At 70.7% G+C, this 14,647-nt stretch carries 16 protein-coding genes; 5 read left to right on the forward strand and 11 right to left on the reverse strand.

Annotation, left to right across the window (positions count from 1 at the left end; genetic code table 11):
- Positions 1 to 12 precede the first annotated feature (12 nt).
- A complete protein-coding gene (locus ACAG25_RS05375) occupies positions 13 to 729 on the forward strand; it encodes a CoA pyrophosphatase (RefSeq protein ID WP_370487258.1) in 717 nt (238 codons plus the stop codon).
- Between the two features lie 80 nt (positions 730 to 809).
- Complete coding sequence (locus ACAG25_RS05380) at positions 810 to 1,322, forward strand: hypothetical protein (RefSeq protein WP_370487259.1); 513 nt, start codon at positions 810 to 812, stop codon at positions 1,320 to 1,322.
- On the opposite strand, the gene ACAG25_RS05385 is transcribed toward ACAG25_RS05380, so the two are convergent.
- The 7 genes from ACAG25_RS05385 to ACAG25_RS05415 all read right to left on the reverse strand — a co-directional run bounded on the left by ACAG25_RS05385 (position 1,323) and on the right by ACAG25_RS05415 (position 6,914).
- Entirely contained in the window at positions 1,323 to 2,255 is a 933-nt protein-coding gene (locus tag ACAG25_RS05385) for a phosphotransferase (RefSeq protein WP_370487261.1), read from the reverse strand.
- A gap of 30 nt (positions 2,256 to 2,285) precedes the next feature.
- Complete coding sequence (locus ACAG25_RS05390; RefSeq protein ID WP_370487262.1) at positions 2,286 to 2,936, reverse strand: MOSC domain-containing protein; 651 nt, start codon at positions 2,934 to 2,936, stop codon at positions 2,286 to 2,288.
- A 69-nt stretch (positions 2,937 to 3,005) separates the two neighbouring features.
- Complete coding sequence (locus ACAG25_RS05395) at positions 3,006 to 3,536, reverse strand: DUF4333 domain-containing protein (protein WP_370487263.1); 531 nt, start codon at positions 3,534 to 3,536, stop codon at positions 3,006 to 3,008.
- Positions 3,537 to 3,579: 43 nt separating this feature from the next.
- Complete coding sequence (locus ACAG25_RS05400) at positions 3,580 to 3,966, reverse strand: DUF2237 family protein (protein WP_370487264.1); 387 nt, start codon at positions 3,964 to 3,966, stop codon at positions 3,580 to 3,582.
- Between the two features lie 21 nt (positions 3,967 to 3,987).
- Positions 3,988 to 5,013, reverse strand: a complete 1,026-nt coding sequence (locus ACAG25_RS05405; RefSeq protein ID WP_370487265.1) for a GTP-binding protein — start codon at positions 5,011 to 5,013, stop codon at positions 3,988 to 3,990.
- Between the two features lie 24 nt (positions 5,014 to 5,037).
- Entirely contained in the window at positions 5,038 to 6,312 is a 1,275-nt protein-coding gene (locus tag ACAG25_RS05410; RefSeq protein WP_370487266.1) for an amidohydrolase family protein, read from the reverse strand.
- A gap of 122 nt (positions 6,313 to 6,434) precedes the next feature.
- A complete protein-coding gene (locus ACAG25_RS05415) occupies positions 6,435 to 6,914 on the reverse strand; it encodes a hypothetical protein (protein WP_370487267.1) in 480 nt (159 codons plus the stop codon).
- Between the two features lie 115 nt (positions 6,915 to 7,029).
- Here ACAG25_RS05415 and ACAG25_RS05420 point away from each other — a divergent pair, with 115 nt between their 5' ends.
- On the forward strand, positions 7,030 to 7,668 hold the full coding sequence (locus ACAG25_RS05420; RefSeq protein ID WP_370487268.1) for a hypothetical protein: 639 nt from the start codon (positions 7,030 to 7,032) through the stop codon (positions 7,666 to 7,668).
- Here the strand turns inward: ACAG25_RS05420 and ACAG25_RS05425 are convergent.
- Genes ACAG25_RS05425 through ACAG25_RS05440 form a run of 4 tightly spaced genes read right to left on the reverse strand, consistent with a single transcriptional unit; the run spans position 7,665 to position 13,166 of the window.
- Positions 7,665 to 9,056, reverse strand: coding sequence for an aspartate aminotransferase family protein (locus ACAG25_RS05425; protein WP_370487269.1), 1,392 nt, complete (start codon positions 9,054 to 9,056; stop codon positions 7,665 to 7,667). The genes ACAG25_RS05420 and ACAG25_RS05425 overlap by 4 nt on opposite strands.
- Positions 9,057 to 9,075: 19 nt before the next feature.
- On the reverse strand, positions 9,076 to 10,494 hold the full coding sequence (locus tag ACAG25_RS05430; protein WP_370487270.1) for a wax ester/triacylglycerol synthase family O-acyltransferase: 1,419 nt from the start codon (positions 10,492 to 10,494) through the stop codon (positions 9,076 to 9,078).
- Positions 10,495 to 10,516: 22 nt separating this feature from the next.
- Complete coding sequence (locus tag ACAG25_RS05435; protein ID WP_370487271.1) at positions 10,517 to 12,046, reverse strand: YdiU family protein; 1,530 nt, start codon at positions 12,044 to 12,046, stop codon at positions 10,517 to 10,519.
- Positions 12,009 to 13,166 (reverse strand): hypothetical protein, encoded by a 1,158-nt coding sequence (locus tag ACAG25_RS05440; protein WP_370487272.1) that lies wholly within the window; start codon positions 13,164 to 13,166, stop codon positions 12,009 to 12,011. Before ACAG25_RS05440 ends, ACAG25_RS05435 begins: the two co-directional genes overlap by 38 nt.
- A 181-nt stretch (positions 13,167 to 13,347) precedes the next feature.
- Between ACAG25_RS05440 and ACAG25_RS05445 the strand changes: the two genes are divergently transcribed.
- Positions 13,348 to 14,241, forward strand: a complete 894-nt coding sequence (locus ACAG25_RS05445; protein WP_370487273.1) for a mycobacterial-type methylenetetrahydrofolate reductase — start codon at positions 13,348 to 13,350, stop codon at positions 14,239 to 14,241.
- A gap of 16 nt (positions 14,242 to 14,257) precedes the next feature.
- Positions 14,258 to 14,647, forward strand: a complete 390-nt coding sequence (locus ACAG25_RS05450) for a VOC family protein (protein ID WP_370487274.1) — start codon at positions 14,258 to 14,260, stop codon at positions 14,645 to 14,647.

The following is a 14,647-nucleotide window of genomic DNA, read 5'->3' on the forward strand; positions in this document are numbered from 1 at the left end:
TAGTCTGGCCCGGTGCCCATCGACTACGACGACGCGCTGCGCGACGGGATCCGGACGCGGCTGTCCGGTCACCGCCGCCGCACGATCACCGACCCGGCCAAGCGACGCGCAGCCGTGGCGGTGGTGCTGGTCGACTCGCTCGTCGGCGAGGACCGGGTGGATCCGGCGCCGGTCGAGGACTGGATCGCCGGCCGCCCGATGCCCGACGATCTCGACGGACGGATGGTGAACGTCTCCGGCGGCGCCGCGTTCTTCCTGTGCCGGCGCGCGTCGCGACTGTCGACCCATTCCGCGCAGTGGGCGCTGCCGGGCGGCCGGCTCGACCCCGGCGAGACTCCGGTCGACGCCGCGCTGCGGGAGCTGCACGAGGAGCTCGACGTCGAGCTTCCCGGCTCGGCCGTGCTCGGTGAGCTCGACGACTACCCGACCCGGTCGGGTTACGTGATCACCCCGGTCGTGGTGTGGGGTGGCGGCCGGCTGGACCCCCGGCCCGCGCCGGAGGAGGTGGTCGCGGTGTACCGCGTCGGATTGCATCAGCTGACCCGGGAGGACTCGCCGCGCTTCATCCGCATCGAGGAGAGCCCACGACCGGTGGTGCAGATCCCGCTCGGCAACGACCTGATCCATGCGCCCACGGGCGCGGTCCTGTTGCAGCTGAGGTGGCTGGGACTCGAAGGGCGACCAGATCCGGTCGCCGACCTCGAACAACCTGTTTTCGCGTGGCGATGACCCTGTAAGGGTTTGTTTGCTCGGGTGCCCGGGTAGACGTCGGGGGTCCGACCCGAACCCGACCAGGAACACCATCTGCCATGACATCTGTACAGCTCACCGGGCGTCATCGCCTCGTCGGCGACGGCGTGTCGACCCGTGGACGACTGGCGATGGCCGCGGCGATGGTCTCGGCGGGGTTCGCCGGGTGGCTGGCGGCCGAGGCGTCCGAAGAGGCCGCCCGGCCGGCTCCGGCCGTGGTGTCCGCGCCGCCCGCCGCCGCGCCGGCCGTAGCGCCGGCGTCCGCGGAGTTGCCGGCCGCGGCCGACTCGGGCACGACTGCCCACCAGTTCCAGCGCAGCGGACAGATCGTGGCCGTCTCCCACGACAGCCTGACCACGGTCACCGGCAACGAGACGACGACGTTCCGCATCACCCCGCAGACCGCCCGGATCACGATGCCCGGTGCCACCGCACCCGCATCGTTCGCCCCGCACCAGCACGTGCTGGTGCTCGGCGTGATGCACGACGGTGTCCCGGTCGCCACCGCCATCGCCGACGAGCGCGCGGTCGGACCCGACGGACCGCCGCTGGACTACCAGCTGCCCACCTGATCAGGCGCCCTCGTCGAGGGCCCGCCACTCGTCCACGGCTTGGGCCAGTCCCGTTGCCAGCAAGGGTAATTCGTCGACCAGCGCGACACACGCCAGGAACTGCAACCGGCGCGCCCGCTCCATCACGTGCAGCACCCCCGGATCGAGGGGGCGCAGACCATGTGCCTGCGCGGCCGCGTCGTACTCGGCGGTGGCCTCCGCGCCGAGAAACGCGACGTCCCACTCCACCGGTCCGCGACAGACATCCTCGAAGTCGGCGAACACGATTCCCGACCGGGTGCGGATCACGTTGTGCGACGGCGCATCCCCCTGGATCGGTTGCACGGCCAGGCCGGGGAACGCGGCGCGGAAACCGGTCTCGTCGGCCAGCACGGCGCGCAACGCGCCGAACTCCCGGCGCGCACGGGCGATGTCGGGGCCGGTCAGCAGCGCGCCCGGGGTCAGCCGGTCGAGCAGCTCGGGCACACCCTGGTTGAACGGCGCGAGGAACGGCAGCGGCGCGGGGTAGGCGGCGAGCCCGGCGTGGAGCTGCGCGCTGTAGGACACGCTCACGCCCTGATAGGGCGCGTGGTCGTCGGCCAGATCGGCGAGCTCCCAGAATGTCATCGCAAACCCGTTGTGGCGTACCGGAGTTCGAGGCACCCCACTCGCCGGTCGCACCACGGGGACATCGTGGTCGGCCAGCCACGCCGCGACGTCGAGTTCCCGTTGCTGGCGCCGGTGTTGCCGGTCGGGGTCGGAGCCGGAGATCGACACCACGGGGATGCGCGCCACCACCGGTTCGGGGTCCAGGCGCACCACGACGGAGAACGCGTCGTGCAGCACGGTCGTGCGCTCGACCCGCAGGCCCAGCGCGGTCGCGGCCTCGCGGGCCGCCTGGCTCGCGCGCCGGGTACGCTCGGCCAGTTGCTCGTCGGTCAGGGGTTCAGACACCGTCGTCACACTAGTGGGGCGGACCCGGTGTCACCGAACCCTTTTCGCGACCTTCTTCTTGATCTTCTCGGGCAGCGCCTCGGCGACCACGAGCGACGGCAGCAGCGCGGGCTCGGTCATCATCGCCCGGAAGACGGTGCCGATGGTGATGTCGTGGTCGGGCCGGTCGAGCACCGTGACCGCGTCGCCGGCCCGCACCGACCCGGGCGCGAGGACCCGGAAGTAGGCGCCGGGCAGGTTCGCCGCGGTGAAGGTCTTCATCCAGCCCGGCAGATCCAGCCATCGGGTGAACGTCCGGCACGGTGTGCGGGGACTGGTCACCTCGAGCACCACGCCGTCCGCCCCGACCGACCACCGTTCCCCGATGACGCAGTCGGTGAGGTGGATACCGGAGGTGGTCAGGTTCTCCCCGAATACCCCGTTGGTCAGCGGCCGGCCCAGTTCGGTTTCCCAGTGGTCGAGGTCCTCGCGCGCGTAGGCGTACACGGCCTGGTCGTCACCACCGTGGTAGCGCCGGTTGACGACGTGGTCGCCGACCACGCCGCTGCCCAGGCCCGTGCGCCGGTCCCCGGGCGCGCGCACCATCAGCGGCTGCGCGCTCGGTCGCTTGTCGATGCCCGAACGCAGCCGGCCCAGTTCGGCCGGGGCGGTCGCGGTGTTCACCGTCACGACGAAACCCATGCCCGTCACCTAACCGCATCGACGGCCGGTCAGTGGGGACGGGGCCCCCGAAATGCCTGCCGGTGAGCGCTATTCGAGCAATTCCCAGGAGTCGTCCTCACCGACCGGGGCCGCGGTGACCCGGACCACGCGCTCGGTGCCCGACTCGTCGGCGGCGGTGCAGTCCAGCGTGGCGCCGATGGCGACCGCGCGCAGGCCCTCACCGCAGGTCACCGTGACCGGGAACCCGAGCTGAGCGGAGAGTTCGTCGGACAGCACCGCCGAGGTGTTGGCCAGATCGTAGAGCGAGTCCAGCGTCACGAAGTCGACGTTGTAGTCGTCGTCGGTGACCGTCGCCTCCACCCGCACCTGCTGGTCGCCCACTTGCGCGGTGCAGGTCAGCTTGTCGCCCTTGCCCGGTGGGGGCTCGTTGCGCGGACAGTCCAGCGACGACACCCGTTGCGACACCGATTCGTAGGTGCGGTTGAGCTCGTCGCTGATCGCGGTTTCGAGCTTGTCGTAGTCCAGCCCGCCCGCGGACAGCGAGAACTGACAGCCCGGCAGCGCCAGCACCGCGGCGGTCAACAGCAGCGCCCGGATAGGCCGTCGTGTGCGCGTCATGGCTGCCTCGTCTCCTGGGGAGCGGATTTCAAGATCATACGCATCAGAGGCCGGTCAGGTCATCCGGAACGTCGACGGCGTACTGCTGCAGCACCGCCAACGGCACGATGTCGAGGGTGCGTTCGTGGGTCGATGCCAGCACCACCGGACAGGCCCGGCCGTCCTGGTGGGCGCGCAGCCAGTTGCGGGCCGTGACGCACCACCGATCGCCGGGCACCAGCCCGGGGAAGCGGTACACCGGCATCGGGGTCGACAGGTCGTTGCCGATGCTGCGCTGATGGTCGAGGAACTCGGCGGTCATCACGCCGCAGATCGTGTGCAGGCCCTGGTCCTCGGGGCCGGTGCTGCAGCACCCGTCGCGGAAGAAGCCGGTCATCGGGTCGGTGCCGCAGGGGTCCAGCGGCTCGCCCAGCACGTTGCGCTCGGACACGGTGTCAGTATTACGCCAACATCAGATGCTCAATCGCCGGTACCGCTGAATCCGGCGGATCCCACCGGCCGGCGCCGCCCCGGTGGTCTCGCTCAGCGCGCGACGCATCCGGGCGCGCACATCCTCGACGTCGAGGCCGACGCCGATGGCCACAAGGTTGCTGCCGGGGCCTGCCGTCGCACCGGCCGCGGTGGCCACATGCACCGAGGAACCGACCACGTTGACGACGTAGCGGCGGACCGCGTTGCGGTAGCGCACGGCGATCGTCCCCTTCATCCGGTACACCCCGGCCGGGGGTTCTTCGAGCAGGTCGAACACCGGGTCGGGATCGACGCAGCCGTCGGTGACCACCGTGACCGATTCGGCGTGGGTGTGGTGGTGGTGTTCGGTGGAATCCGGGCTGTCGTAGAGCAATTCGCGGAAACTGAGCTGCCCGGTCTCCTCGCCGCCGGCGACGTCGTAGAGCAGCGACGGGTCGACGCGGCCGGCCACCGTGCCGACCACCCGCACCTGCGGGTTGCTCTCCCGGATGCGGTCCTCGATGCGTTGCAGCACGCCGGCCCGGTCGGCTTCGGCGACCTGGTCGAGCTTGTTGACCACGACCAGCGAGCTCGCGCGGTACCGGGCCGGGGGCGCGTCGTCGCGGTCGACGGTGTCGAAATGCCGGACCGCGTCGAGCACGTCGACCACTCCGCCGGGCCGGATCCGTTCGACCCCGGAGAAGCGGATGATCCGCGCGATCGCCACCGGGTCGGCCAGGCCGCTGGCCTCGACGATGATCGCGTCGAGGCGGAGTTTCGGGTCGGCCAGCCGTTCCAGCGCGAGGTCGAGGCCGCCTTCGTCGGGCAGGCAGCAGATGCAGCCGCCCGCGATCGACGCCGGCTCGTCGACCTGCCCGGTGACCAGGGCCGCGTCGACGTTGAGCTCACCGAAGTCGTTGATCACCACGCCGATTCGGGCACCGGGACTGCGCAGCACGTGGTTGAGCAGGGTGGTCTTGCCGGCGCCCAGGTGGCCGGTCAGCGCGATCACGGGAATGGCCTGCACGGGGGGCCAGCCTACCCAGACCGGTCAGGTCAACCGGTTCTTGACGACGTGCCCGTCCTTGACGATCACTGCGAGGTTGGTCGCCGGGTCACCGAGCAGCGCGAGATCGGTCGTCGGGTCGCCGTCGACGAGCAGCACATCAGCCCACGCACCGCGGGTGACCTCGCCGAGACGCGCCGCCCGGTACGGATCACGTGGACCGGAGAGCCGGAACAACTCGGCGTTGCCGGACGTCACCATCCGCAGCGCGTCGAACGTGGACATGTACTCGCCGAGCCGCACCAGCATCGTGGACTGAACGTCGTCCCGCTCCGGCTCGAACAGCAGGTCGGTGCCCCACGCGACCTTCACGCCGTGCTTGGTGGCCCACCGGTACAGCTGGTCGGTGCCGGCGCAGATCTCGCGGTTCTTCTCGGCGCTGTCGGGGTTGAGGAAGCTGTGGTCGTGTTCGGCGAACGGCTGGGTGGACAGCCAGACGCCGCGCTCGGCGAGCATCGCGATGGTGTCCTCGTCGGCGAGGTGACCGTGCTCGATGGACGCGACGCCGGCTTCCACGGCGCGACGGATGCCGGCGACGTTGTAGACGTGGGTGGCGACGTAGGTGCCGTAATCGCGGGCGGCATCCACGGCGGCCCGCAGCTCGGCGGGGGTGAACTGCACGGTGTAGAGCGGGTCGTACAGCGACGCCGCCCCACCACCGACCATCAACTTGATCTGCGCCGCACCGGCTTTGAGCTGCTGGCGGACCGCGGCGGTCACCCGGTCGGGTCCGTCGGCCACGCGCATGAAACCGATCTGCTCGGCGCGGGACTCGGCGCCGCCCAGCGCCGTGGGCGTCTCGTAGACGAATCCGAAGTCGCCGTGCCCGGCGGTCTGGGACACCGCGGCCTGGCTGGGGTAGATGCGTGGACCGAGTTCGGGTTGCTCGTCGATGACCTTCTTGATGCCGGCGGTGTCGCCGGCCATGTCGCGGACGGTGGTGAAGCCACGCAGCAGTGTGTCTTTCGCGCGCGCCAGGGTGCGTGCCGCCAGCAGGGTCTGCGTGCCCATCGCGAGGTCGAGCAGCGTGTTGGCCATGCCGACCAGATGGACGTGGGCGTCGCTCATCCCGGGCATCAACGTGCGTCCGCCGCCGTCGATGACGGTGGTCTCGGGAGTCTCCGCGATCGGCGAGGTCTCGACCGCCGTGATCGTCGGGCCCTCGATCAGCACGTGGCCGTCGGTCAGCCGTGGTGTCAGACCGTCGAAGATCCGGACGTTCTTGATGAGCAGACGGCTCGTCGTGGCAGGCGTACCCATGCTGACCTCCTTGTCGCGCACAGGTTAGCCCGAGCCGGCAGACGCACGGCAAAAGCCGGACCCGAACAGGTCGGGCCCGGCTTCTGCGTGGTCGGTCGGGGGTTGGGACTACCGGTCAGGGATTACGGTGCGGGGATCGAGGCGCAGCCCACACCGGGGATGCAGCCCGACGCGCCGTCGGGGCCGGCCGAGCCGCCGATACCGCCCGGGCTCAGGCTGCCGCTGGCGCCGCCGGGGCCGGCGGTGCCGGAAGGCCCACCGGGAATGGCGCCGGTGGCGCCGTCAGGTCCGGCCGCACCGCCCGGTCCACCGGGGATGACGCCGCTGGCGCCGCCGGGACCGGCCTCACCGGCAGGTCCGCCCGGGATGGCGCCGGCTGCGCCGTCGGGTCCGGCAGTGCCGGCGGGACCGCCGGGCACACCACCAGTGACGCCGCCGGGACCGGCGGTGCCGTTGACCGCACAGGGGGTGCCGTCAGGGTTGAAGCACGGCGGCGGAGCCGGCTGGGCGAAGGTCATGGGCGCGGTTGCGATCGCAGTCGCCGCGGCGCCCGCAAAGACCAGGGATCCAAATGTTCCGAGTTTTGATGTCTTGTGTCGCATGACAGTTCTGTTGCCCGGTGGTCACGGAACGAAACACATTGATTGCGATTGCTAAGTAATTTTCCGGTCCGCACGGTTCGGGTCGGCGGCGCGCGAGCGGTGGCATCCTGGCCTCATGGGGTTGGTGTTCCGGCTGCTCGAGCTGCTGTTGCTGCTGGTGCCGCTGGTCGGTGTGGCCTATGCGACGTGGCGGGGCATCGTGGCGGTCCGGCGCTCCGCACCGGCGCAGATGGACGCCCCGGCGCCGGCTGACCCCACCGCGGCGCAGCGCCGGGCGGTCGCGCGCGCGGTCGAGACCCACGACCGCACCGACACCCGTTGGCTGGATTACGAACTCGACGTCGCGACGCTGCTGGAGTACCCGTTGATGACCGACATGCGCGACCCGCGCACCGAACGGTTCCACCGGGCCAAGCTGCGCGCCGACTTCCACCGGCCCGCCCACCCCGACGATCTCGTCGCCGACCGCGACGCCCGGCAGGAGTACCTCGACGCGGTCAGTGAGTACGTCACCGCCTTCGACATCGCCGAAGCCGAGGCGATCCGCCGGCGCCACACCGGGTACAGCGCCGACGAGCAGCAGCGGCTGACCCGCGCCCAACGGCTGCTGCGCACCGCCGGCGACACGGCGGCCACGCCGCAGGAGCGGGAGCGGGCCTACCGGCTGGCGCGGCGCGAACTCGACGGGCTGCTGGTGTTGCCCGAGCGTGCGCGCGCGGTGTTGGAACGCAACATCACCGGAGAACTCGACTAACCGGTGACCGCCTCGTCGGCGACCGCCAACGCGCGGTCGAGGATCGCCAGGCCCTCGCGGGCCAGCTCGTCGGTGATCACGCACGGCGGCACCACATGGATGCGGTTGTAGTTGGCGAAAGGCAAGAGGCCCAGCCGTTTACACTCGGCGATCACGGAATTCATTGCCGCACTGGAACTTCCGTATGGAGCCAATGGCTCGCGCGTCTGCCGGTCGGCCACCAGCTCCACGGCCCAGAACACCCCGGCGCCGCGCACCTCACCCACGCTGGGATGCCGGGTGGCCAGCTCGCGCAGGCCCGGACCGAGGACCTCGTCGCCGATACGGGCCGCGTTGTCGACGATGCCCTCCTCGGCCATCGCGTTGATGGTGGCCACCGCCGCCGCGGTGGCCAACGGGTGCCCGGAGTAGGTCAGTCCGCCGGGGTACGCGCGGTGGGCGAAGGTGGCGGCGATCTGCGGTCCGATCGCCACCCCACCGAGCGGGACGTAGCCGGAGTTGACACCCTTGGCGAAGGTCAACAGATCCGGGACCACGTCGAAATGGTCGATGGAGAACCACTTTCCGGTGCGCCCGAACCCGGCCATCACCTCGTCGGCGATGAACACGATGCCGTACTCGTCGCACAGTTGCCGCACACCGGCGAGGTATCCCGGCGGCGGCACCATGATCCCCGCGGTGCCGGGAATCGGTTCCAGGATGATCGCCGCGATGGTCGACGGGCCCTCCATGCGGATGACCTCGTGCAGGTGGGCCAGGGCGCGTTCGCTCTCCTGCTCGGCGGTGGCGGCGTGGAACTGCGTGCGGTACAGGAACGGCCCGAAGAAGTGCACGACCCCGGACGTGCCCAGGTCGTTCGGCCAGCGGCGCGGGTCGCCGGTCAGGTTGATCGCGGTCTCGGTGCCCCCGTGGTAGGAGCGATACCGGGACAGCACCTTGTGGCGGCCGGTGTGCAGCCGCGCCATCCGCACGGCGTGCTCGACGGCGTCGGCGCCGCCGTTGGTGAAGAAGATCCGGTTCAGCTCACCCGGGGTGCGTTCGGCGACCAGGCGCGCGGCTTCCGACCGGGCGGCGTTGGCGTGCTGCGGCGCGACCGTGCACAACTTCGCGGCCTGCTCGGCGATGGCGGCCACCACCTTCGGGTGCTGGTGGCCGATGTTGGTGTTCACCAGCATCGACGAGAAGTCCAGGAGGCGGTTGCCGTCGCCGTCCCACACATGGCAGCCCTGCGCCGCGACCAGCGTCATCGGCGAGATCTCCTCCTGAGCCGACCAGGAGTGGAAGACGTGGGCGCGGTCCAGTTCGTACGCGCGTGCGGCTTCGGCGCGGGCCGCCTCCACGGTCAATCCGTTGGGCAATGCGGCGGTGGGTCGAGAATCGGCGAGCACGACGTCGACGGTAGCCGCTTCAGCGCGTGGAGGCGCTCTCCAGGGCGTCGAGCGCCTCACCGGTGTAGACGGCCAGGCGTTGAAGACTGGGCAGTCGGTCACGGCATCCCACGAAGCCGAAGTTGATGGTGTCGGCGTAGCTCTGCAGCGTGATGTTCAGCGCCATGCCGTGGATCGGGATCGACACCGGGAACGTGGCGTCGAGGCGAGCCCCGTTGAAGTACAACGGCTCTCGTGGGCCGGGCACATTGGACACACACAGGTTGAACGTGTACGGCCACGGCGGTTCGATCCCCGTCAGAGCCCCCGCGATCTGGGCGCCGGCCGGTGCCAGCAGCGCCGCGCTGTAGGCGATGATCGCCGCCGAGGACATCTTCTGCAGCTCCCCTTTGGCGGCGGCGGTTGCCGCGGTGATCGCCTCGAGCCGCTCGACGGGGTCGGCGATGTCGGTGCCCATCGGCGCCAGGATCGCGCCGACCGAGTTGCCGCCGCCTTCGTCGCCCTGCGGACGCACGTTGACGGGCAAGAACGCCACCAACGAGCGGTCCGGCAACGCGTCCATCTCGCCCAGGAAGCTGCGCAGCCCACCACCGAGGATGGCCAGCGCGACGTCGTTGAGCGTGGCGCCGTGCCGTGAACTGAGCTTCTTGAGGCGGTCGAACTCGTACTGCTGGGTCGCGAAACGACGGTTACGGCTGATGCGGGCGTTGAGGATGCTGTGCGGTGCCGAGGCCGAACCGGCGATCAGCGCGCGTTCCCCGTCGCGCCGTAGCTGCGTGTTCACCAGCGCCGAGGTCAGCCCGGCCGCCGCCCCCACGCCGGACGTGACCGCATTACCGACCTCGCCCAGCGACCGTACCGCCGACTCCAGCGGGTTCGACGCCTGTGGACGCGGCGTTCGGGGTCGGCGCGGTTCCGGCGGTGTGGTGAAGAAGAACCGGGTGTCGCGGGCGTCGGGATCCCGCGAGAGGCTGCGCGCCAGGATGCGCATGGCGCTGTAGCCGTCGACCAGGGCGTGGTGGATCTTCATGTACAGCGCGAACCGGCCGTCCTCGAGGCCCTCGATGACGTGCAGCTCCCACGGCGGTCGGGTCAGGTCCAGGTGGTTGCTGTGCAGCCGCGACACCAGGATGCCGAGTTCACGCTGATCGCCGGGGCTGGCCAGCGCCGAACGTCGGACGTGGTAGTCGAAGTCGAAGTGCTCGTCGGTCACCCAGCTGTGTAGGGGACTGAACTGCAGGCGCGGGTGGGCCAGTTTCTGGTTCCACGGCGCCACGACTTCCTGGTCGCGGGCCTGCGCGATCGTCTCCCTCAGGAAGTTCGCCGGCGCGTCCGCGGGCGGAGTGAACTCCAGGAGACCGGCCACGTGCATCTTCGAGCTCGGCGTCTCGCCGTAGATGAACAGCAGATCCTGCAGACCGAGACGTTTGGTGGCCACTGTGTCACGTTACCCGCGACGGTCAGGTCCCACAGAAGGTCCGGAAACCGGCCGTGAACTCCTTGTCGCCGGGCTCGGCGAAGCGCTGCAGACCCGGCCGTTCGGTGTAGGGCTCGGTGACCACCGACAGCAGCTGCGTGAACGGTTCGAGGTCGCCCTCGGTGGCGGCGGTCAACGCCTCCTCGACGAGGTGGTTGCGCGGGATGTAGACCGGGTTGACCCGGTCCATCACCGCGGGGTCGGGATCCAGCGCCCGCCAGCGGGTTAACCAGTCGTCGAACCGGGCGAGATCGATGAACTCGCCGCGCACCGGTTCCGCGTCCCCGCCCGCAGCGGTGCCCGATTCGCCGCCCGCGGCGGTCCCCAGCCGGCGGTAGAACGCCGTGTGGTCGACCTGGCTCTGCTGCATCTGCTCGAGCAGATCGGTGATCAGCGGCTCGGTGACCGGGACCGGCGCATCGGGCACACCGAGCTTGGCCCGCATCCCGGCCGACCAGTGGTTCTCGTAGTGCATCTGGAACGCGCCCAGGTGGGCCTCGGCCTGCCGGATGGCCGCATCGGTGTCGTCGTCGATGAGGGGCAGCAGGGTTTCGGCCAGGCGGGCCAGGTTCCACACCGCCACCGCCGGCTGGTTGCCGTACGAGTACCGGCCCCAGCTGTCGATCGAGCTGTACACCGTGGCCGGGTCGAACGCCTCCAGGAACGCGCACGGTCCGTAGTCGATGGTCTGCCCGGAGATCGTCATGTTGTCGGTGTTCATGACGCCGTGGATGAACCCGACCAGCATCCACTGCGCCACCAGCTGCGCCTGCACCGCGATCACCGCGTCCAGCAGCGCCAGATACGGATTGCGGGCGTCGGCGGCGGCCGGATGGTGCCGAGCGATCGCGTGGTCGGCCAGCCGGCGCAGCACCTCGGGGTTCTCGGTGGACTGCGCCACCAGCGCCGCGTACTGGAAACTGCCGACCCGCAGGTGGCTGTCGGCGACCCGGGCCAGCACAGCTCCGGGCAGAATGGTCTCCCGGTAGACCGGCCGCCCGGTCGCGACCACCGCCAGCGCGCGGCTGGTCGGCACGCCGAGAGCGTGCATCGCCTCGCTGATCAGGTATTCGCGCAGCATCGGCCCCACCGCGGCCAGACCGTCCCCGCCCCGGGCGAACGGGGTGCGCCCCGAACCCTTCAGGTGCAGGTCGCGCAACCGGCCGTCGGTGTCGGTGAGTTCGCCGAGCAGCAGGGCCCGGCCGTCACCGAGGCGCGGCACGAACCCGCCGAACTGGTGTCCGGCGTAGGCCTGGGCGACCGGGGCCGCGTCGGCGGGCAGGGCGGCACCGACGAGCAGACCGACGCCGTCGGGACTGCGCAACCACTGCGGGTCCAGGCCCAGCTCGCTGGCCAGCGTCTCGTTGAGCACCAGCAGCGTCGGCTCGGGAGCTTCCTCGGCTTTCCAGCTCACCGCCAGCTCGGGCAGCTCACCGGCGAAGCGGTGGTCGAGTGCGACAGTCACCCCACCCAGACTACGGAGACTGCGACAGCACGGCGATTCCGTCGACATCCTCGCGGATCGGGAACCGCCGATCCCCGTCCTCGAAGACCAGCGTGCCGTCCGGTGCGCCGTAGCGGCCGACTTCGGGCAACAGCAGCGCGCGTTGACCGGGCGCGATCTCTGCTGTCTGCAGCGCCGACGTCGGCGGGGTGAGCTGCGCGATGTGACCGTCGGCGACCTGCCACACCAGCGGCGGGTCGGTCTGCGGCTCGCCGCACCGCCAGGTCGACAGGCTCAGCTTGGGCAGTCCCTCGGTCGGCCACCACAACCGCGTCACGCGGGACCCGGCGGCAGGGTCGGCGCCCGCGACGTCGAACGTCTCCTGGGTGCCGTCGGCCTTGGACTGGACCACCGCCGCGGTGCCGCACCCCTCGTCGGTGGCCCGGTAGACCGCGAAGGCCAGCTCGGCGCCGTCGGAGCTGAGACGGGCCACCGTCACTGAGCTGTTGGCCTCGGCCTGCCCGAGGGAGACGGGCGGGCCCGGCCCGCGGACCGCGTAGAGCGTGTCCGGACCGCCGTACGGCGACGGCGGCGCCTCGGTGCGGGCCAGCACGGCGGTGCCGCCGCGCGCGACGACCAGCCGGGGCTCGCCGGGCGGGAACCCCGCGACGGGCGGGAACTCCACGAGCTGCGCGACCTCGGGGACGGCGTCGGGGTCGGCGAGGTTCAGCCGCATCAAGCGGTTGGGCTGCTCCCACCACACCACCGCACTGTCGCCGGCGGTGCCCAGGGTGGGCCCGACCGTGACCGGCCGGACGGTGCCGCGCCGCGCTTCGACATCGAGGGTGGCGAGCTGGTTGTCGGCGGTGCGGGCGAAGACGTAGCGCCCGTCCTCGGTGGTGATCAGGTCGTTCGACGTCGGGAACGCCCCCTCCACCGTCGCGACGATGCGGGTCCCGTCGACCAGACCGATCTCGTCGGCCGCCCGGTAGGCCACCAGCGGTCCGGCCGGATCAGGGGCCGCCGTGGTGGTCGGATCGAACGGTGACGCGGTCTCGCTGCCGGTGGTGGTCCCGTCGGGGCCGGCGACCGACCCGGTACAGGCCGCCACCAGCAGGGCGACCAACGCGAGCGTCAGCGCGGCCACCGACATGCGGAGGCGGTTCGGAGTTGAGTGCGTCGAGTTCATGGGCTTCCCTCCATGTAAGCCGACACGGCACGGATGCACCGCAGCCCCGGCTGTGCGTGCCGCGCAGGCGAACGGCACGACTCGGTATGGTGATCCCCGCCGGTAGCAGGGGATTCCGGAGCCGACGAGCGGCTTTGTGCAGACCGCGCCGACGTCGAATGACAGATGTGGAGCAATCGCTGTGAGCTTGAACACCATCGCGCTGGAACTCGTTCCGCCCAATGTGGACGGCGGCCGGGAGCGCGCCCTGGAGGAAGCCGACAAGGTGCTGCGCTGCGCCGAGGAGGCCGGGGTGGCCGGCCGGGTCCGCCACGTGATGATCCCCGGAATGATCGAGGAGGACGACGACCGTCCGGTCGAGATGAAGCCCAAGCTCGACGTGCTGGACTTCTGGGAGATCATCAAGCCGCAGCTGCCCGGGATCCGCGGCCTGTGCACCCAGGTCACCGCGTTCACCGACGAGGCGGCGCTGCGCACCCGGCTGACGGCGCTGCGCGACAGCGGTTTCGAGGGCATCGCGTTCGTCGGGGTGCCGCGCACCCTCGCCGACGGTGAGGGCACGGGTGTGGCGCCCACCGATGCGTTGTCGATGTTCGACGAGATCGTCGACAACCGCGGGGTCATCCTGATCCCGACCCGGGAGGGCGAGCAGGGCCGCTTCAACTTCAAGTGCGACCGCGGCGCCACCTACGGCATGACCCAGCTGCTGTACTCCGATGCGATCGTCGACTTCCTGACCGAGTTCGCCGCCACCACCGAGCACCGCCCGGAGATCCTGTTGTCGTTCGGGTTCGTGCCGAAGGTGGAGAGCCGGGTCGGGTTGATCGACTGGCTGATCCAGGACCCCGGCAACGAGGCGGTGGCCCGTGAGCAGGAGTTCGTCCGCACGCTGGCCGACACCGACCCGGCCAACCGCCGGGCCCTGATGCTCGAGCTGTACAAACGCGTCATCAACGGCGTCGGCGAGCTGGGCTTCCCGCTGTCGGTGCACTTCGAGGCCACCTACGGCGTCAACACCGCCGCGTTCGAGACCTTCGCCGAGATGCTGGAGTACTGGTCACCGGACCGGCCGTGACGTCACAGTGGAAGGTATGACGCAAGGCCAGGAACCGGTCGGCCGGCTGGGCGCGACGTCGATCGACTGCCCGGACCCGGGCGCGCTCGCCGACTTCTACGCGCAACTGCTGGGGATGGCACGCATCGTCGAACGCCCCGACGGCAGCGTGGTCGCGATCGGTGACGGCACCGCCGTACTGGCGTTCCTGCGCGTCGACGATTACGCCGCACCCACGTGGCCCGAGCCGGGCCGGCCCCAGCAGATGCACCTGGACATCTCGGTCACCGACCTCGACGGCGCCGTCGCCGCAGCCGAGCGGCTGGGCGCCCGGTGCGCCGAGCACCAACCGCAGCCCGACGGCTGGCGGGTGATGTTCGATCCGGCCGGTCACCCGTTCTGCCTGACCACCTTCGGAGCGGACTGA

The organism is Mycobacterium sp. pV006 (assembly GCF_041287115.1).
Lineage (GTDB): Bacteria > Actinomycetota > Actinomycetes > Mycobacteriales > Mycobacteriaceae > Mycobacterium.